The sequence below is a fragment of the Variovorax sp. HW608 genome (assembly GCF_900090195.1).
Taxonomy (GTDB): Bacteria; Pseudomonadota; Gammaproteobacteria; order Burkholderiales; family Burkholderiaceae_C; genus Variovorax.
The window spans coordinates 5,256,122-5,275,401 of the sequence record NZ_LT607803.1 but is presented as its reverse complement, the minus strand read 5'-3'; the positions used below and the strand labels follow the sequence as shown (position 1 = coordinate 5,275,401).

Sequence of the window (19,280 nt, the reverse complement as noted above, 5' to 3'; positions counted from 1 at the left end):
ATGACTCTCCCTGCGACGGCACCTCACACCCCCATGATGGCCCAGTATCTGGGCCTGAAGGCCAACCATCCGGACACCCTGCTCTTCTACCGGATGGGCGATTTCTACGAGCTTTTCTACGCCGACGCCGAAAAGGCAGCGCGGCTGCTCGACATCACGCTGACGCAGCGCGGCCAGTCGGCGGGGCTGCCGGTGACCATGTGCGGCGTGCCGTTCCATTCGGTCGACACCTATCTCGCGCGGCTCATCAAGCTCGGCGAATCGGTGGCGATCTGCGAGCAGGTCGGCGAAGTCGGCGCGGCCAAGGGGCCGGTGGAACGCAAGGTCGTGCGCGTGGTCACGCCCGGCACGCTGACGGATGCCGAACTGCTCAACGACAAGAGCGACTCCCTGCTGCTCACGGTGCATGCGGGCACACGCAACTTCTGCGGGCTCGCCTGGCTCAGCGTGACGGGTGACGAGCTGCGGCTGGCCGAGTGTCCGGCCGATGCGCTCGAGGCATGGATCGCACGCATCGGCCCGAGCGAGTTGCTCTACAGCGCCGAAGTCACGCCGGCCTTCGAGCAGCGCCTGAAGGCGATGCGCAACGGCGCGTCGTCGTTCACGCTGTCGGTGCGGCCCGCGTGGCAGTTCGACGGCGGCCTCGGCGAGCGCAAGCTGTGCGAGCAGATGGGCAGCAACAGCCTCGCGGCCTGGAACGCCGATTCGCTCGCCAACGCGCACGCCGCCGCGGCCGCGCTGCTGGGCTATGCCGAGCACACGCAGGGGCGCGCGCTGTCGCACGTGCAGCGCCTGTCGGTGGAGCGCGACGGCGACCTGATCGAATTGCCGCCCGCCACGCGGCGCAACCTGGAACTGGTGCAGACGCTGCGCGGCGAGGATTCGCCGACCTTGTTCTCGCTCATCGACACCTGCATGACCGGCATGGGCAGCCGCCTGCTCAAGCGCTGGCTGCTCGCGCCGCGCCGCGACAGGACCGATGCGCAGGCAAGGCTCGGTGCCATCGACGCACTGCAGGCCACGCCGACCGGCGGCACCTCCGCGCCGTGGCGGCTGCTCCGCGAGCAGCTCAAGAACACGAGCGACGTGGAACGCATCGCCGCCCGCATCGCATTGCGGCAGGTGCGCCCGCGCGAACTGGTCGCGCTGCGCATGGCGCTGGCCAAGGCGGAGCAGCTGGCGCCGGCGCTTCCGGCCTCGGCGCCGCTGCTTGCGTCCATCGCGTCGCGGCTCGCGCCACCGGCCGGCTGCGTCGAAATGCTGGTCGCCGCGATCAGCCCGGAGCCGGCCGCGCTGGTGCGCGACGGCGGCGTGATCGCCTCGGGCCACGACGCCGAGCTCGACGAGCTGCGCGCCATCAGCGAGAACTGCGACGACTTCCTTTTGCAGCTCGAGACCAGCGAGCGCGAGCGCACCGGCATCGGCAACCTGCGCGTGCAGTTCAATCGCGTGCACGGCTTCTACATCGAGATCACGCAGAGCGCGCTCGACAAGGTGCCCGACAACTACCGCCGCCGCCAGACGCTGAAGAACGCCGAGCGCTTCATCACTCCCGAGCTCAAGGCCTTCGAGGACAAGGCGCTTTCGGCGCAGGATCGCGCCCTGGCGCGCGAGAAGTGGCTCTACGAGCAACTGCTCGACAAGCTGCAGCCATTCGTCGCCGAGCTGAACCGTCTCGCCGGCGCACTCGCCACGCTCGACGCGCTCGGCGCGCTGGCCGAGCGCTCGCACACGCTGCACTGGCGCGCACCCGGCTTCGTCGCCCACCCGTGCATCGAGATCGACAAGGGCCGCCATCCGGTGGTCGAGGCGCGGCTGGCCGAGAAATCATCGGGTGCGTTCATTGCGAACGACACGCGCATGGGCCCGCAGCAGCGCATGCAGATCATCACCGGACCGAACATGGGCGGCAAGTCCACCTACATGCGGCAGGTGGCGATCATCGTGCTGCTGGCCTCGATCGGCTCGCACGTGCCGGCCGACGCCTGCCGGCTCGGGCCGATCGATGCGATCCACACGCGCATCGGCGCGGCGGACGACCTGGCCAACGCACAGTCGACCTTCATGCTGGAGATGACCGAGGCCGCGCAGATCCTGCACAGCGCCAGCGCGCACTCTCTGGTGCTGATGGACGAGATCGGCCGCGGCACCAGCACCTTCGACGGGCTCGCGCTGGCAGCGGGCATCGCGGCGCAACTGCACGACCGCACCCGCGCCTTCACGCTTTTCGCGACGCACTATTTCGAGCTGACGGAGTTCCCGGCCACGCACCATGGCGCGGTCAACATGCACGTGAGCGCGACCGAGGCCGGCCGCGACATCGTGTTCCTGCACGAGATGCAGCCAGGCCCCGCGAGCAAGAGCTACGGCATCCAGGTCGCGCGGCTCGCCGGCATGCCGGCCGCGGTGGTCAACCACGCGCGCCAGGCGCTGGAGGCGCTCGAAGCGCAGCAGACCCAGACGCGCGCCCAGGTGGACCTCTTCGCGCCACCGCCCGCGGCCGAGGTTCCGGTGATCAGCGCCGTAGAATCCGCGCTGACTGCGTTCGACCCCGACGCGATGAGTCCGCGGGAGGCGCTCGAAGCGCTCTACACCTTGAAAAAACTCCAGACGCGCGAACAGGGCTGATGGTCCGATTCGTGCAACAAGACCTCATGACGTACTGTGTAGGCATCAAACTCAACGCCGGACTGGTGTTCCTCTCCGACTCGCGCACCAATGCGGGGGTGGATCACATCAGCACCTTCCGCAAGATGATCGTCTACGAGAAGCCGGGCGACCGCTTCATGGTGCTGCTGTCCGCCGGCAACCTGAGCATCTCGCAGTCGGTGCGCGAGATCCTGCAGATCGAAGAGCTGCGCGAAGTGCGCGACGACGGCGAGGAAGGCCCGCCGATCACCATCTGGAACGCCAAGAGCATGTTCGACGCGGCCCGCGTGCTCGGCTCGGCGGTGCGCCACGTGTACGACCGCGACGCCGAGGCGCTCAAGCATGCGGGGCTGGACTTCAACGTCTCGTTCATCTTCGGCGGCCAGGTCAAGGGCGAAGGCATGCGCCTCTTCCTCGTCTACTCGGCCGGCAACTTCATCGAGGCCACCACCGAGACGCCCTACTTCCAGGTCGGCGAATCCAAGTACGGCAAGCCGGTGCTCGACCGCGTGCTGACGCCCGAAACCCCGCTGGACGAGGCGGCCAAGTGCGCGCTGGTGTCGATGGATTCGACGATGAAGTCGAACCTCTCCGTCGGCCTGCCGCTGGACCTCGTGGTGTACGAGGCCAATCAGCTGCACACCGACAAGGTCATCTGCATCGATGCCGACAACCCCTACTACCGCATGATGCACAACAGCTGGGGCCAGAAGCTGCGCGAGGTGTTCGACAGCATCGAGGACCCGGTCTGGGACGATGCCTTCACCGAACACCCGCTCAAGATGCCCGCCACGCGGCACAGTCCGCTGCGCAAGATCTCCACGCCCGACGAAAAGCTGATCTGAAGGATTGAGCTCGCCCCCAGCCTCGCCCACTGCGTGTGGCTCGGACACCCCCTTCCGGGGGCAACCCCAGCGGCCCGGCGGAGCCGGTTCCGCGGGGTTTCGCGAATGGGCATCGCGTCGCTGGCCGGCTTGCTTCCAATCCCGCGCATTCCCATGCTTCCTCCCGTCATCTTCTCCCACGGCAACAGCTTCCCTGCGAGCACCTACCGGGTGATGCTCGACAGCCTGCGCAACCGCGGCTTCGACATCGACGCGATCGAGAAATTCGGCCATGACCCGAAATACCCGGTCACCGACAACTGGCCGCATCTCGTGCAGCAGCTGGCCGACTTCACGCGCGAGCGGACCAGGAAGCTGGGTGGCCCGGTCTTCCTCATCGGGCATTCGCTCGGGGGCTTCCTGAGCCTGATGTGCGCGGCGCGGCATCCCGAGCTCGCGCGCGGCGTGGTGCTGATCGACTCGCCGATCATCGGCGGCTGGCGTGCCGGCACCATCAACCTGATGAAGCGCACGCCGCTCATGAAGAGCGTCTCGCCCGGCGTGATCAGCCGCAAGCGCAAGAACACCTGGGAACACCGCGAAGCCGTGTTCGAGTACTTCCGCAGCAAGAAGGCCTTCGCGAAATGGGACGAGCGCGTGCTGCGCGACTACATCGAGCACGGCACCTTCGACGCCGAGGACGCACGCGCGCTCTGCTTCGACCGCGATGTCGAGACCGCGATCTACGACACCCTCCCGCACAACCTCGGCGCCCTGCTGCGCGCGCACCCGCTCAAATGCCCCGCCGCCTTCATCGGCGGCCGCCAGTCGGTCGAGATGCGCCGCGTGGGCATGGCGATGACCCAGCAGGTCACCAAGGGGCGCATCACGATGCTCGACGGCACGCACCTCTTCCCGATGGAGAAACCGATCGCCACCGCGGCGGCCGTCGAGGCCTCACTGCGGAACATGCTTCCCTGACGCTTGTGCCGGGGCGAGCCTATTCCGCCCAGACCACGAGTCCGCTCCACGCGGTCGCGAACACCAGGATGCCGAAGGCGATGCGATACCAAGCGAACGGGATGAAGTCGTGCGAGCTGATGTACCGCAGCAGCCAGCGCACGCAAAGCCAGGCGCTCACGAACGAGAACAAGAGGCCGACCAGGAACAGTGGAATGTCGGCCACCGACAGCATGGCCCGCTCCTTGTAGAGGCTGTAGACGCCCGCCCCGATCAGCGTCGGGATGGCGAGGAAGAAGGAGAAATCCGTCGCTGCCTTGCGCGACAGCCCGAGCAGCATGCCGCCGATGATGGTCGCGCCGCTGCGGCTGGTGCCCGGGATCATCGCAAGGCACTGCACGAGGCCGACCTTGAGCGCGTCCCACGGCGTCATGTCATCCACGTGCTCGATGCGCACCGAGCCCGGCGGCCGCTTCTCGGCCCAGAGGATGATGAAGCCGCCGATGATGAAGGTGCTCGCCACCACGACCGGGATGAACAGGTGCGCCTTGATCGCCTTGCCGAACAAGAGGCCCAGCACCACGGCCGGCAGGAAGGCGATCAGCACATTGAGCGCGAAGCGCCGCGCCTTGGGCTGGCGCGGCAGCGCGACGACGGTCGAATGGATCTTCTGCCAGTAGACCAGGATGACCGCGAAGATCGCGCCGGTCTGGATCGCGATGTCGAAGACCTTCGCCTTGTCGTCATCGAAGCCGAGCAGCGAGCCCGCGAGGATGAGGTGGCCGGTCGACGAGATGGGAAGAAATTCGGTCAGCCCCTCGACGATGCCCATGACGGCGGCCTTGACCAGCAAAACGATATCCACGCGCGCTCCTTGAAAGAGCGGTGATTATCGCGATCGTAGAAGTCAGGTGTCGCTCACATCAGCACCGCGCCCGCAACGCCCGCACCGCGCTGTCCACGGTGGTCATCACGGGCAGCCCCGATGCATCCTCGCAGGCGGCCCGTGCGCGCGCCATGCTGAACTGGGCCAGCGCGATGCGCGCGCAGCCGCGTTCCTTCAAGGCCCTGGCCTGCGCGGCGATCAGCTCGTCGTGCCGCTGCAGGTCGCCGCGGTTCAGCGCCTCCATCGCGCCGGCGGCAAGCGCCGTCACGAGTTCCACGCTGTGCGGGAATTCCGGCGGCATCGAATCCAGCGTCGGCTGAAAAGTGGCGATCAGCCCGAGCCTGCCCGTTCCCGCCGCAGCCTCCGCCACCATCGCCTCGTTGGGCTTGAGGACCGGGATTCCGGCATGCCGCCGCGCGACCGCCTCGATGCACGATCCGAAGGCCGAGCAGGTGAACAGGATGCCGTTCGCACCGGTATCGACTGCGTATTGCGCCAGCCGCTGGAAGCGCTCGTGCATCGCCTCGTCGAGGCCCCGTCCGCCGCGCGCGAGATCGGCCGAGAGGCTGTCGTCCAGCAGGTTCATGCGCACGGCTTCAGGCCAATCGCGCGCGAAGGCTTCGTTGATCGGCGCGACGGAGTGGCCAAGGGCGTGGATCAGGGCAATGCGGGTCATGGCTGCGGCTCAGATGCCCTTGGACGAGGGGTTGGCGAAGGCGTCCTTGGTCTCGGCATTGAGCGGGTAGTTGATGTTGATGTTCTTCGGCGGGATCGGCGACATGAACCAGCGCTTGTACAGCTTTTCCATCTCGCCCGTCTTCATCATCTCGCCCACCACCCGGTCCACCAGCGCCTTGAACGCCGGGTCGTCCTTGCGGAACATGAGCGACTGGTTCTCGGTGCGCAGGCTCTCGCCGGTGATGACGAAGTCCTTCGGATTGCGCGCGTTGGCGATCTGCCCGGCCAGCAGGATGTCGTCGAGCCCGAAAGCCTGGGCACGGCCGGACTCCACCAGCAGGAAGGATTCGGTGTGGTCCTTGCCGGCCACGTTGTTGACCTCGAGGTTGCGGCCTTTGTCGGCTTCGCGCAGCAGGCGGAACGAGGTGGTGCCGGTGGTGGTCGCGACCGTCTTGCCCTGCAGGTCCGCGATGCTGCGGATGCCGGAATCGGCCTTCACCAGCATCCGCACGTTGTAGCGGAAGATGTCCGGCGAGAACGCCACCTGCTTCTGCCGCTCGACGAGGTTCGTGGTCGAGCCGCATTCGATGTCGACGGTGCCGTTGCTCACCAGGGGGATCCTGTTGGCCGAGGTCACGGCCTGATAGAGCAGCTCCACGCTCGGCATCTTGAGCTCGGTCCTGATCGCATCGACGATGCGATGGCAGATGTCGATGCTGTAGCCGATGGGCTTGAGGTTCGCATCGAGGTAGGAGAAGCCGAACGAGGACTCGCGATAGCCGATGGTGATGGCGCCGCTGGCCTTGACCTTGGCCAGCGTGCCGGCGTCCTGGGCATGGACGGCGGCAAGCGGCATGAACGAACAGGCGGCCGCGATGGCGGCGGCAGCAAGAATGGATGGACGAGCACGGGCCACGGCGATCTCCTCGGTACGGGTTGGAAGAAAGGAAAAAGGGAAAAGCCCGGCGCGGTCAGGGCGCCGGCGTCGCGCCGACGGCGCTCGTGACCGTGTCGATCGCGGACGCAAGGCGCCTCGCGATCTCCCGCAGGTCCTCCCGGCTCGCGATGAAGGGCGGCGCGAGCAGCACGTGATCGCCCTGCCTGCCGTCGACCGTGCCGCCGAAGGGATAGCACAGAAGGCCCTCCTGGACCATCGCCGCCTTCTTGATCTGCGCGTGCAGCTTCAGCGCCGGTGCGAACGGCGTCTTGCGGGCCCGGTCGGCCACCAGCTCGATGCCCCAGAAAAAGCCCCGGCCGCGAATGTCCCCCACGTTCGGATGCGCTCCGAGCGCCTCGCGCAGCATCGCGCCGAAGGCCTCGCCGTCGCCCTGCACCTTCGCGAGCAGGCCGTCGCGATGAATCACCCGCTGCACCGCCAGGGCCGCCGCGCAGGCCACCGGGTGCCCGAGGTAGGTGTGGCCGTGCTGGAAGAAGCCGCTGCCCTCGGACATCGCATCGACGATCTTCTTCTGCGCCAGGACGGCGCCGATGGGCTGGTAGCCGCCGCCGAGCCCCTTGGCGATGGTGACCAGATCGGGCACCACGCCCTCCTGCTCGCAGGCGTGCAGCGTGCCGGTGCGGCCCATGCCGCACATCACCTCGTCGAGGATCAGCAGCACGCCGTAGCGGTCGCAGACCTCGCGCACCGCCTTGAAATAGCCCGGCACCGGCGTCAGCACGCCGGCGGTCGCACCGCCGACCGTCTCGGCGACGAAGGCGATCACGCGGTCGGCGCCCTGCGCGAGGATCGCTTCCTCCAGCTCGGCCGCGAGGCGCAGGCCGTACTGCTCGGCCGTTTCGTCCTGGCGCTGCTCACGGTAGGGGTAGCACGGCGAGACGTGGGTCGCCGGCACCAGGATGGGCGCGAACGGCTCGCGCCGCCAGGCATTGCCGCCGACCGCCAGTGCGCCCAGCGTGTTGCCGTGGTAGCTCTGCCGGCGCGCGATGAAATGGGTGCGCTGCGGCTGCCCGATCTCGACGAAATACTGCCGCGCCATCTTGAGCGCCGACTCGACGGCCTCGGAACCGCCACTGACGAGGTAGACGTGGCTCATGCCGGCCGGCGCGGTGCGGATCAGTTCGTCGGCCAGCTCCTCCGCCACCTCGGTGGTGAAGAAGCTCGTATGCGCATAGGCGATCTTGTCGATCTGCGCATGCATCGCGGCCATCACGTCCGGATGGGCGTGCCCCAGCGAGGAAACCGCGGCGCCGCCCGACGCATCGAGGTATTCGCGGCCGGCGGCATCGCGGATGGTCATGCCCCTGGCGGATGCGGCGACCGGCGGCGTCTGGCGAAGGTGGCGATGGAAGACGTGCGTCATGGGAGGGCTTTCCGAATCTGGAACCAATGTATTGGGCGGATTATTGGATGGAACATTTGTTCCGTCAACACCCGCTTGGAACACGCCTGTTTCATCCGGTACATTCGTTCCGACGAAAGGAAAGCCATGGGTGTCAAGGACGATCTCCGGGAACGCTATGCGGGCCTCAGCCCGGCGCTGCAACAGATCGCGAAATACGTGCTCGACCATCCCAACGAGGTCGTGACCCATTCGATGCGCACGGTCGGCACGCGCTCCGGCGCAACGCCCGCCACCCTGGTGCGCTTCGCGCAGACCCTGGGCTTCGCAGGCTGGCCGCAGTTGAAGGAGGCGGTGGCCGCGGACCTGGGCCTCGCCCCCGAGGCCTACGGAGAACGCGCCCGGACACTCGTCGGCCGCGCGAGCGACCAGACGCTGGTCGGCGAGATGTTCAAGGTGCACCGGCTCAACCTCGAATCCACCGAGCGCATGAGCGCGCCCTCCCTCCAGCGCGCCTGCGAACTGCTCGAGAAGGCGGGCACCGTGCACGCCGCCGGATTCAGGGCCTGCTTTCCGGTCGCGTTCTCGTTCGTCTACATCTATCGCCTCTTCCGCGCCAGCGTCCAGCTCATCGACGGCCAGGGCGGCTCGCTCGAAATGCAGCAGCGCGCCATGGTCAAAGGCGACGCGCTCATGGTGGCCAGCTTCGCGCCCTACTCCCGCGAGGCGCTGCAGGTCGCCCAGGCCGCCAAGGCCAGCGGCTGCAAGGTGCTCGCGCTGACCGACAGCGCCGCCTCGCCGCTGTCGCTGCTGGCGGACGAGACCCTGCTGTTCGCCATCCGCAGCCCGTCGTTCTTTCCGTCGATCGCGGCCGCTCTCGCGCTGACCGAGGCGCTGCTCGAACTGCTGGCAAGCCGCGCCGGCAAGCCGGTCGTGAAGCGCATCCACCAGGCCGAAGCCCAGTTGTTCGAGACCGGCGCCTACCTGCAGCCACCCCCGCTGCGGGGCGGCTGAGCGCCGCTATGGCTTCGATGTATTGACAGCCTGCTCGGTCTTCTCCATCCAGTCGGCATGCCAGCCGCCGCCGAGCGACTGGATCAGCGCCACCGCCGAGGTCTGGCGGGCCACCTGCACCTGCAGCAAGGTGCGCCGCGCGTTGAGCGCCGAGACCTGCGCCACCACGACGCTGGTGTAGTCGATGGTGCCCGCGCGGTAGCGGTTGAGGAACTGCTCCTCGGTGCGGTCCGCCGCGGCCGAGGCCTGGCGGCGCATGGTTTCCTGCTCGGCCAGGCTGGCACCGGCAGTGAGCTGGTCCTCGACGTTCTGGAACGCGGTCAGCACGGTCTGCCGATAGCGCGCGACGGAGGCTTCGTGGCTCGCCTTGGCGGCATCGACGCTGGCGCCGATCGCGCCGGCGTCGAACACCACCTGCGCCACCGACAGGCCCAGCGACCAGAGCGTGTTCGAGGCGTTGAAGAGGTCGCCCACGCGCGTCGCGCTGCTGCTGACCGCGCCGCTGAGCGTGAAGCTCGGGTAGTAGGCCGAGCGCGCGATGCCGATCTGCGCGTTGGCGACGGCCACTTCGCGTTCGGCGGCCGCGATGTCGGGGCGGCGCTGCAGGAGCAGCGTCGGCACGCCCGACGGGATGCCGGGCACCACCGGCTTCCAGTCGGCGGCGGGCAGCGAGAACTCGGCCGGCGCCGCGCCGATCAGCACCGCGATCGCGTGCTCCAGCGTGTCGCGCGTGCGCTTGAGCGCGACGCGCTCGGCCTGCGTGGTGACCAGCAGCGTTTCCGCCTGCAGCACGTCGCTCTGCGCGGCGATGGCGGCCTGGTAGCGGTTGCGCGTGATCTGCAGGCTGCGCTCGTAGCCTTCGAGCGTGGTGTCGAGGATGCGCAGTTCGGCATCGGCCTCGCGCAGCGAGAAGTAGTCGGTCGCAAGGTCGCCGATGGCGGACAGGCGTGCCAGCGCCAGATCGGCCTCGCTGGCCTGCGCGTTGGCCTGCGCGCTGTCGACCGCCTTGCGCAGCCGGCCCCAGACGTCGGGCGCCCAGTCGGCGTTGAGCGAAGCGGCCATGGCGTTCGACGGCGAGGTGTTGCGCGCGCCGCTGCGGCGCGCGCTGCCGTCCACCGTGACGCTCGGGAACAGCGCCGCCCGCTGGCCGCGCACCAGCGCCTGCGCCTGTGCATAGCTGGCGACGGCGGCCGCGACGTTCTGGTTCGACACCTGCACGTGCGAGGCGAGCTCGTCGAGGGTCGGGTCGCCGAAGAGCTTCCACCACTCGCCGCGGTCCAGCGCATCCGCGGGCGCGGCGGGCAGCCAGCCTTCGGCGGCCGGCGCGGACTTCCATGCGGCCGGGCTCGGCGCTTCCGGCCGGACGTATTCAGGGCCCACCGCGCATCCGGCCAGCACCGCGGCCAAAGCCAGGGCCATGGCCGTGCGCGCAAGCGCTCGCGGGCGGTTGCGGTAGGTCGATCGATTCGAAGCACTCATGATGTCAGTTTCCGTCGGCCGCGCGGCTCAGCCTTCTTTCGTTGCGGCTGCGGCGGCGCAGCTTGTCCAGCAGCACATAGACGACCGGCGTCGTCAGGAGCGTCAGCAACTGGCTCGCGATCAGCCCGCCGATGATCGCGACGCCCAGCGGCTGGCGCAGCTCGGCGCCCAGCCCGAAGCCGATCGCGAGCGGCAGCGCGCCCAGCGCGGCGGCCAGCGTGGTCATCAGGATCGGACGGAAGCGCAGCAGGCAGGCCTCGCGCACCGCCTGCACCGCGGTCAGGCCGCGCGCACGCTCGGCTTCGAGCGCGAAGTCGATGATCAGGATCGCGTTCTTCTTCACGATGCCGATCAGCAGGAACACGCCGATCAGCGCGATGATGGAGAACTCCATGCGGAACAGCAGCAGCGCCAGCACCGCGCCCACCCCGGCCGAAGGCAGCGTGGTCAGCACCGTGATCGGATGCACGAGGCTCTCGTAGAGCACGCCCAGCACGATGTAGATCACCACCAGCGCCGCGACGATCAGGAACCACTGCTGCCCCTGCGACTGCTGCGCCGCGAGCGCCGTGCCCTGGAAGCTGCCGCGCACGTTGACCGGCATCGCGATGTCGGCCTCGGCCTGCGCGACGGCGCGCTTGGCGTCGCTCAGGCTCACGCCGTCGGCGAGGCTGAACGAAACGGTGCTGGCCAGCTCGGTGTCCTGGTGGTCGATCGAGGTAGGCACCGCGCGCTCGCTGAACTTGGCGAAGGCCGACAGCGGCACCATCAGCGTGGTGTCGGTCGCGATCTGCTGCCCCGTGGACGCGGTGCGCGACGAGGGGTTGGCCGACACGAGGGTCGAGGTGCCGGTGGTGGCGTCCTTGTTGTCCTCGACCGAGCTGACGACCGTCGCGCCGCTCGCGTTGGTGGTGGCGGACAAGGTCGAGGGCACGTAGAGGTCCCGCAGCACGATCGGCGAACGCTGGAAGCGCGGCGCCCACTCCATGATCACCGAGTACTGGTTGAGCTCGTCGTAGATGGTCGCGACCGAGCGCTGGCCATAGGCGTTGTAGAGCGCGGCGTCCACGGCGCTCGAGCTGACGCCCAGGCGCGCAGCCGCGTCGCGGTCGACGTCGACGAAGGTCTCGACCCCGTTGTCCGCGTCGTCGCTGTCGACGTCGGTCAGCGCGCTCTCCTGCCGCAGCCGGTCGGCGAGCTTGGTCGACCAGGCGCGCAGGTCGCCGAGGTTGTCGCTCTTGAGCGTGTACTGGTAGGTCGAATTGCTCGCCCGCCCGCCCATGCGCAGGTCCTGCACCGGGAAGAGGAACACGCGCAGCCCGGTGAGCTGGTTGAGCTGCGGGCGAAGCCGGTCGATCACGGCCTGCGTGCGGTCGGTGCGCTCGGACACCGGCTTGAGATTGACGAACATGAAGCCGCCGCCGGCCCGTCCGCCGCCCGAGAAGCCGACGACGGTATCGACCGCCGGGTCCTTGCGGATGATGTCCACCGCCTGCTTGAGCTTCTCGGCGACCGCGCCCGACGAGAGGCTCTGGTCGGTGCGCATGCCGGCATTGAGCTGCCCGTTGTCCTGCTGCGGGAAGTAGCCCTTGGGAATCGCGTTGAAGAGATAGACGTTGAGCGCGATCACCGCGAGCAGCACCGCGATCACGACGCCCTTGCTCGCGAGCGCCCAGTCGAGGCTGTGGGCGTAGGCGACCAGCGTGCGGTTCCACGCGCTCTCGGTGATGCGGATGAGGAAGCTGCGCACCCTGCCGGGCGTCCTGCCGCCCTCTTCCGCCTCGCTGCGCAGCAGCATGGCGCACAGCATCGGCGTGGTGGTGAGCGAGATCACGAGCGAGATCAGCACCGAGACCGACAGCGTGACCGCGAACTCGCGGAACAGCCGGCCCACCTGTCCGCCCATGAAGAGCAGCGGGATGAACACCGCCACCAGCGACAGGCTGATCGACAGCACCGTGAAGCCGACTTCGCGCGCACCGCGCAACGCGGCCTCCATGCGGTTCATGCCGGCCTCGACGTGGCGCATGGTGTTCTCCAGCACCACGATCGCGTCGTCCACCACGAAGCCGGTGGCCACCGTGAGCGCCATCAGGCTCAGGTTGTTGAGGCTGTAGCCCAGCAGGTACATCACGCCGAAGGTGCCGAGCAGCGACACCACGGTCGCCACCGCCGGCACGATGGTCGCGCGCGCCTTGCGCAGGAACAGGCCCACCACCAGCACCACCAGCGCGACGGAAATCATCAGCGTGGTCTCGATCTCGCGCAGCGAGGCGCGGATCGAGTTGGTGCGGTCCGAGGCGACCTCGATGTTGATGTCCTGCGGCAACTGCGCGCGCAGCTCGGGCATCAGGTTGCGCACGCTGTCCACGGTCTCGATGATGTTCGCGCCGGGCGACTGCGTGACCAGCACGACCACCGCCGGCTCGCCGTTGAAAAGGCCCAAGGTGCGCGTGTTCTCGACGCTGTCGATCACCCGCGCCACGTCGCCGAGGCGCACCGCGGCGTTGTTGCGCCATGCGATCACCAGATCGCGGTAGTCGGCCGCATGCCGGCCCGGCGCGGGCGTGTAGATCTGCAGCTTGCGGTCGGCGCTTTCGATCGCGCCCTTGGGCCGGTTGGCGTTGTTGGCCTGGATCGCGGCGCGCACGTCCTCGGTGCTGATGCCGAACTTGTTGAGGGCGAAGGGCTCCAGCTCCACCCGCACCGCCGGCAGTGACCCGCCGCCGATCTCGACTTCGCCCACGCCTTCCACCTGCGAGAGGCGCTGGCTCACGATGTTCGAGACTTCCTCGTAGATCTGGCCCGGGGTACGCGTCTTCGAGGTGAGCGCGAGGATCATGACCGGCGCCGACGCCGGATTGCGCTTGCGGTACGTGGGATTGGTGCGCAGCGTCGCCGGAAGATCGATTCGGGCGGCATTGATCGCGGCCTGCACTTCGCGCGCCGCGCTGTCGATGTTGCGGGAGAGGTCGAACTGCAGCGTGATGCGCGCCGAACCCTGGGAACTCGTGGACGTGAGCTCGTTCACGCCCGGGATGATGCCGAGCCTGCGCTCCAGCGGCGTCGCGACGCTGGAGGCCATCGTGTCGGGGCTTGCGCCGGCGAGGCTGGCCTGCACCGAGATGGTCGGGTAGTCGACCTGCGGCAGCGGCGACACGGGCAGCACCAGGAAGCCGATGATGCCCGCCAGCGCGATGCCGATGGTCAAGAGGACCGTGGCGACCGGGCGTTGGACGAATGGCCTGGAGAGGTTCATGTCCGGCCCCGCCTCACGCCGTCACTCCGCCGTCGTCGGTGCCGCCCTTGCGGCCGCCGCCCAGCCGGCGGCCCATGCGGTCGAAGGCCAGGTAGATCACCGGCGTCGTGAAGAGCGTCAGCACCTGGCTCACCACCAGCCCGCCGAAGATCGCGAGGCCCAGCGGCCGGCGCAGCTCGGCGCCTTCGCCCCAGCCGAACATCAGCGGCAGCGCCGCGAAGAGGGCCGCCAGCGTCGTCATCAGGATCGGTCGGAAGCGCAGCAGCGCGGCCTGGTGGATCGCCTCCTGCGGCGACTTGCCCTGATGCCGCTCGGCATCGATGGCGAAGTCGATCATCATGATCGCGTTCTTCTTCACGATGCCGATCAGGAGGATGATGCCGATGATCCCGATCACGCCGAGGTCGTTGCCGGTCATCATGAGCGCGAGCAGCGCACCCACGCCGGCCGACGGCAAGGTCGAGAGGATCGTCAGCGGATGGATGTAGCTCTCGTAGAGCACGCCCAGCACGATGTACACGCACACCACCGCCGCGAGGATCAGCCAGAGCTGGTTGGTGAGCGACTTCTCGTAGGCCCCCGCCGCGCCGAGGAAGGTCATGCTCAGGCTGCCGGGCATGCCGATCTCCTTGGCCGCCGCGCGGATCGCCGCGACCGATTTGCCGAGCGCGACGTCCGGCGCGGTGTCGAAGCCGATGGTCGCCGCCGGGTACTGCGCCACGCGCGTGACCTGCAGCGGCGCGGACTGCTCGCGTACCGTCGCGAGCGACGACAGCGGCGTCGCCGTGCCCGAGCCGGTGCGCAACTGCAGGTTGCCGAGCGCTTCGGGCGAAGACAGCGGCTCGCGCTGCGCCTCGAGGATCACGCGGTACTGGTCGGTCTCGGTGAAGATGGTCGAGACGATGCGCTGGCCGAAGGCGCTGTAGAGCGCGTCGTCCACGGAACTCGCGGTGACGGACAGCCGCGATGCGGTGTTGCGGTCGACGTCCACGTAGGCGGCCAGACCCTGCGCGCCTGCATCGGTGGTCGGGTTGCGCACCAGCGGCTCGCTGCGCAGGCGCTCGACCAGCTTGCGCGCCCAGGTCTCCACCGTGGCCGTGTCCACGCCTTCGAGCGAGACGCGGAATTCGGTCGGCCCGGTCTCGGCGTCGATGGTCAGGTCCTGCGTCGGCTGCAGGTAGAGCGTGACACCGGCCGCGTTGGCGCGCACCCGCTCGCGCAGGCGCTGCATCACATCGGCCTGCGCGTCGTGGCCCTTGCGCAGGTTGATGAGCATGCTGCCGATGTTCAGCGCGGTGTTGTTGGCGGCGTCGACGCCGACCACCGAGCTCAGGCTCTGCACGTCCGGATCGGCCAGGATCGCGTTCGCGGCGGACTGCTGCAGATCGGCCATGCGCGCGTACGAGACTTCCTGCGCTGCCTCGACGCGGGCCTTGAGCTGGCCGGTGTCCTGCGTCGGGAACAGGCCCTTCGGAATGAAGACATAGAGCAGCACCGTGAGCGCCAGCGTCAGCAACGCCACGACGAGCGTGAGCGGCTGATGGCGGAACACCCATTTCAGCCATGCGTCGTAGCGCGCGATCACGCGCTCGAAGAAGCGCTGCACGCTGGCACCGAAACGGCCGCCCTCTTCCGATGCCGGCCTGAGCCAGCGCGCCGACATCATCGGCACCAGCGTCAGCGACACCACCGCCGAGATCAGGATCGTGATCGCCAGGGTCACCGCGAACTCGCGGAACAGCCGCCCGACCACGTCGCCCATGAACAGGAGAGGAATCAGCACCGCGATCAGCGACACCGTCAGCGAAATGATGGTGAAGCCGATCTGCGTCGCACCCTTGAGCGCCGCCTGGAACGGCGGCTCGCCCTCCTCGAGATAGCGGGCGATGTTCTCGATCATCACGATCGCGTCGTCCACCACGAAGCCGGTCGCGATGGTGAGCGCCATCAGGCTCAGGTTGTTGAGGCTGTAGCCCAGCAAGTACATGAGCCCGAAGGTGCCGATCAGCGAGATCGGCACCGCGACGCTGGCGATGACCGTCGCACGCAGGCTGTGCAGGAACAGGAAGATCACCAGCACCACCAGCACCACCGCGAGCACGAGTTCGAGCTGGACATGGCTCACCGATGCGCGGATGCCGGTGGTGCGATCGCTCAGCACCTCGACCCGGACCGCGCCGGGCAGCGAGGCTTCGAGCTCGGGCAGCTGCTTCTTGATGGCATCGACCGTGCCGATCACGTTCGCGCCGGGCTGGCGCTGCACGTTGAGGATGATCGCCGGGTACGGCCTGGCCTCGCCGTCACCCGCCTTCTCGCCCAGGCGCACCGCCGCCCACGCGCCGAGCTGGGTGTTCTCGGCGCCGTCGATCACGCGGGCCACGTCCGTCAGGCGCACCGGCGCCCCGTTCTTCCAGGCCACGATCAGGTTCTTGTAGTCGGCCGCCGTCACGAGCTGGTCGTTGGCGTTGATGGTGTAGGCGCGCTTCGGGCCGTCGAAGCTGCCCTTGGCGCTGTTGGAATTGGCCGCTGCGATCGCCAGCCGCAGCGTGTCGAGCCCGATGCCCACCGACGCCAGCGCGTTGGTGTTGGCCTGGATGCGCACCGCCGGCCGCTGGCCGCCCGAGAGCGTGACCAGGCCCACGCCGCCGACCTGGCTGATCTTCTGCGCCAGCCGCGTGTTCACGAGGTTCTGCACCTCGGTGAGCCGCATCGTGTCCGAACTGACGGCCAGCGTGAGGATCGGCGCATCGGCCGGATTGACCTTGGCGTAGACCGGCGGCGCGGGCAGATCGGCCGGCAGCAGCGACGCACCCGCGTTGATCGAAGCCTGCACCTGCTGCTCGGCGACGTCCAGCGTCTGGTCGAGCGCGAACTGCAACGTGACGATCGACACACCGGTCGCGCTGGTCGAGCTCATGCGATCGAGGCCGGCCATCTGGCCGAACTGGCGCTCCAGCGGCGCCGTGACGGTGCGGCTCATGACCTCCGGGCTCGCGCCCGGGTAGAGCGTCTGCACCTGGATGGTCGGGTAGTCGACCTGCGGCAAGGCGGCCAGCGGCAGGAACCGGAAGCCGACCAGGCCCGCGAGGACGATCGCGAGCATCAGCAGCGCGGTCGCGACCGGCCGCTCGATGAAGACGCGCGAAGGACTCATCTTCTTTCCTGTCCCTTACTGCGGCGGCGGCGGACGCTGGCGGCGGCCCTGTTGCTGTGCATCGCCGCGCTGTCCGCGCTGGCCGTTCGCGCCCTGGTGCGGCGCCGCGGGCTTGTCGCCCTGCAGGGTCACGCGCGCGCCGTCCTTGAGGCGGTCGCCGCCCTCGGTGACGACGAGCTCGCCCTCCTTCACGCCGTCGTTGATCGCCACCAGATCGACCGTCGCCTCGCCGCGCTTGACCGGACGCATCGAGACCGTGCGGTCCTCGTTGATCACGTACACGAAGCTGCCGTTGGGCCCGGTGCGCACCGCGGTGACGGGCACCACCACGGCGCTGATGGTGCGCAGCGTCATCTGGATGTTGACGAACTGGCTCGGGAACAGCGGCGCCCCCTGGTTCGCGAAGCGCGCCTTGGCCTTCACGGTGCCGGTTGTGGTGTCGACGATGTTGTCGAGCGTCGAGAAGGTGCCGGTGTCGAGCACCGAGCTGCGCACGCGGTCCAGCGCCTTCACGTGCAGCTCTTCGCCCTTGGCGAATTGCGCCTGGATGTCGGGCACGCGGTCCTGCGGCACCGCGAACTGCACGTCGATCGGGTTCATCTGCGTGATGACCGCGATGCCGGTGGTCGCATTGGCGGTCACGGTGTTGCCCGGATCGACCGTGCGCAGCCCGATGCGGCCGGCCACCGGCGCAGTGATCCGGGTGTAGTCGAGGTTGAGCTTGGCCGCGGCCTCGGCGGCGCGGTCGGTGATCACCGTGCCTTCGAGCTGCTTGACCAGCGCGGCCTGGGTGTCGACGTCCTGCCGCGCGATCGAGTCCTGCCCGAGCAGCGTACGGTAGCGCGCCAGCGTGACGCGCGCGGCTTCGAGCTGCGCCTCGTCGCGCACCCGCGTGCCCTGGGCCTGCGCCAGCGCCTGCTCGTAGGGACGCGGATCGATGCGCGCGAGCAACTGGCCCTTGGTGACCGCCTGGCCCTCGGTATAGAGCACCTCGGTCAGCACGCCGCCGACCTGCGGCCTGAGCGTGATCGTCGCCAGCGGCGTCACGGTGCCGAGGGCGTCGATGAGGATCGGGAGATCCGTCCGCTGCGCCGACGCATGGCCCACCGTCTGGCTGATGCCGCCGGCGCCGAAACCGGGCCCGCCCGCCGGTTGGGCGGAGCGCTTGATCAGATACCACGCGCCGACGGCCAGGCCCGCCACCAGGACCAGCGCCAGCACGGCGCCCAGCCAGCGCCGTCCACGCGACGGGGGCCGAGGTTCGGGATGGATGGGAAGGGTGGGCTCGGCGTTGGATGACGACATTGTTGGAGCAGGCTTTCGACGTATGCCTCTGAGTGGAGCGCGGAATCGTAGCTTCCAGTTCTTACCGACCGTAAAGCCTCGGTAAAGCCCGGGTTGCTGTTCTGCATCTGGCGACAGCGAACTGCAACTGGCGACGCCGGGATGCAGTTCGTCGCATCGCCGTGGCAGGCGGGGCGGGCCGCCGGCACAGTCCGGGCCATCGATCCAGGAACCCCTCCCATTTTTCTCCCAACCCTCACGGAGCACACCATGCTGATGCAGATCCTTCTTCAAACCCCCAAGTGGGTCTTCGGCCTCTTCGCCCTGCTGCTGTGGCTCGGCGCACGCCAGCTCGTCGCCACCAGCCTCGGCATGACCCGCATGACGCTGATGCCGGTCGTGATGGGCGGCCTGTCGATCTTCGGCGTCGCGTCGGCCTTCGGCGACTCGATCGTGTCGCTGCTGGCCTGGGCAGCCATGGTCTTCGCGACCATCGCGGTAGCGCTGCAACGCAGGCTGCCCGCGGGTACGCGCTACGACGCGGCGGCGCGCCGCTTCCACATCGCGGGAACCGCGGTGCCGCTCGTGCTCATGATGGGCATCTTCTTCACCAAGTACATCGTCGGCGTGCTGATGGCGATCCATCCGGAATACGGTCACCAGGCGCTCTTTTGCATCGGCATCAGCGCGCTCTACGGTACTTTCACCGGTGTCTTCGTCGGCCGCGCAATCCGGCTGTGGCGCCTGGCGATGCGCACCGATGCCGCCGCGGTCGCCGCCTGAAAACCCTTGA

13 protein-coding genes are annotated in these 19,280 nt (G+C 68.5%); 5 read left to right on the top strand and 8 right to left on the bottom strand.

Translation table 11 applies throughout. The features are described from left to right. From mutS to VAR608DRAFT_RS25020, 3 genes are all read left to right on the top strand, one after another. On the top strand, window positions 1–2,628 hold the full coding sequence (gene mutS, locus VAR608DRAFT_RS25030) for a DNA mismatch repair protein MutS (RefSeq protein ID WP_088958963.1): 2,628 nt from the start codon (window positions 1–3) through the stop codon (window positions 2,626–2,628). A 26-nt stretch (window positions 2,629–2,654) separates the two neighbouring features. Continuing rightward, window positions 2,655–3,494 (top strand): proteasome-type protease, encoded by an 840-nt coding sequence (locus VAR608DRAFT_RS25025; RefSeq protein WP_088958962.1) that lies wholly within the window; start codon window positions 2,655–2,657, stop codon window positions 3,492–3,494. A gap of 153 nt (window positions 3,495–3,647) precedes the next feature. Further along, entirely contained in the window at window positions 3,648–4,454 is an 807-nt protein-coding gene (locus VAR608DRAFT_RS25020; RefSeq protein ID WP_088958961.1) for an alpha/beta fold hydrolase, read from the top strand. 19 nt (window positions 4,455–4,473) lie between these two features. Here VAR608DRAFT_RS25020 and VAR608DRAFT_RS25015 read toward each other — a convergent pair whose 3' ends face one another. The 4 genes from VAR608DRAFT_RS25015 to VAR608DRAFT_RS25000 form a co-directional block, all read right to left on the bottom strand. Next, the gene (locus VAR608DRAFT_RS25015; RefSeq protein WP_088956525.1) at window positions 4,474–5,298 is read right to left on the bottom strand and encodes an undecaprenyl-diphosphate phosphatase; all 825 of its coding nucleotides are present in this window, start codon (window positions 5,296–5,298) and stop codon (window positions 4,474–4,476) included. A gap of 58 nt (window positions 5,299–5,356) precedes the next feature. Then, complete coding sequence (locus VAR608DRAFT_RS25010; protein WP_088956524.1) at window positions 5,357–5,995, bottom strand: aspartate/glutamate racemase family protein; 639 nt, start codon at window positions 5,993–5,995, stop codon at window positions 5,357–5,359. A gap of 9 nt (window positions 5,996–6,004) precedes the next feature. Continuing rightward, window positions 6,005–6,853, bottom strand: coding sequence for a transporter substrate-binding domain-containing protein (locus tag VAR608DRAFT_RS25005; protein WP_088956523.1), 849 nt, complete (start codon window positions 6,851–6,853; stop codon window positions 6,005–6,007). Between the two features lie 115 nt (window positions 6,854–6,968). Next, window positions 6,969–8,318, bottom strand: coding sequence for an aspartate aminotransferase family protein (locus VAR608DRAFT_RS25000; protein ID WP_088956522.1), 1,350 nt, complete (start codon window positions 8,316–8,318; stop codon window positions 6,969–6,971). A 126-nt stretch (window positions 8,319–8,444) separates the two neighbouring features. Here VAR608DRAFT_RS25000 and VAR608DRAFT_RS24995 point away from each other — a divergent pair, with 126 nt between their 5' ends. After that, window positions 8,445–9,311, top strand: a complete 867-nt coding sequence (locus VAR608DRAFT_RS24995) for a MurR/RpiR family transcriptional regulator (protein ID WP_088956521.1) — start codon at window positions 8,445–8,447, stop codon at window positions 9,309–9,311. A gap of 6 nt (window positions 9,312–9,317) precedes the next feature. Here VAR608DRAFT_RS24995 and VAR608DRAFT_RS24990 read toward each other — a convergent pair whose 3' ends face one another. The 4 genes from VAR608DRAFT_RS24990 to VAR608DRAFT_RS24975 are packed head-to-tail and all read right to left on the bottom strand — an operon-like array spanning window position 9,318 to window position 18,508. After that, window positions 9,318–10,790: an efflux transporter outer membrane subunit gene (locus VAR608DRAFT_RS24990; RefSeq protein WP_088956520.1), complete on the bottom strand. Its 1,473-nt coding sequence runs from the start codon at window positions 10,788–10,790 to the stop codon at window positions 9,318–9,320. A 4-nt stretch (window positions 10,791–10,794) separates the two neighbouring features. Continuing rightward, a complete protein-coding gene (locus tag VAR608DRAFT_RS24985; RefSeq protein WP_088956519.1) occupies window positions 10,795–14,049 on the bottom strand; it encodes an efflux RND transporter permease subunit in 3,255 nt (1,084 codons plus the stop codon). Window positions 14,050–14,062: 13 nt separating this feature from the next. Further along, window positions 14,063–17,203 (bottom strand): efflux RND transporter permease subunit, encoded by a 3,141-nt coding sequence (locus tag VAR608DRAFT_RS24980; RefSeq protein ID WP_088956518.1) that lies wholly within the window; start codon window positions 17,201–17,203, stop codon window positions 14,063–14,065. Between the two features lie 15 nt (window positions 17,204–17,218). Next, window positions 17,219–18,508 (bottom strand): efflux RND transporter periplasmic adaptor subunit, encoded by a 1,290-nt coding sequence (locus tag VAR608DRAFT_RS24975; protein ID WP_088956517.1) that lies wholly within the window; start codon window positions 18,506–18,508, stop codon window positions 17,219–17,221. A 249-nt stretch (window positions 18,509–18,757) separates the two neighbouring features. Here VAR608DRAFT_RS24975 and VAR608DRAFT_RS24970 point away from each other — a divergent pair, with 249 nt between their 5' ends. After that, the gene (locus VAR608DRAFT_RS24970) at window positions 18,758–19,270 is read left to right on the top strand and encodes a DUF6622 family protein (RefSeq protein WP_088956516.1); all 513 of its coding nucleotides are present in this window, start codon (window positions 18,758–18,760) and stop codon (window positions 19,268–19,270) included. The last annotated feature ends 10 nt before the right edge of the window (window positions 19,271–19,280 follow it).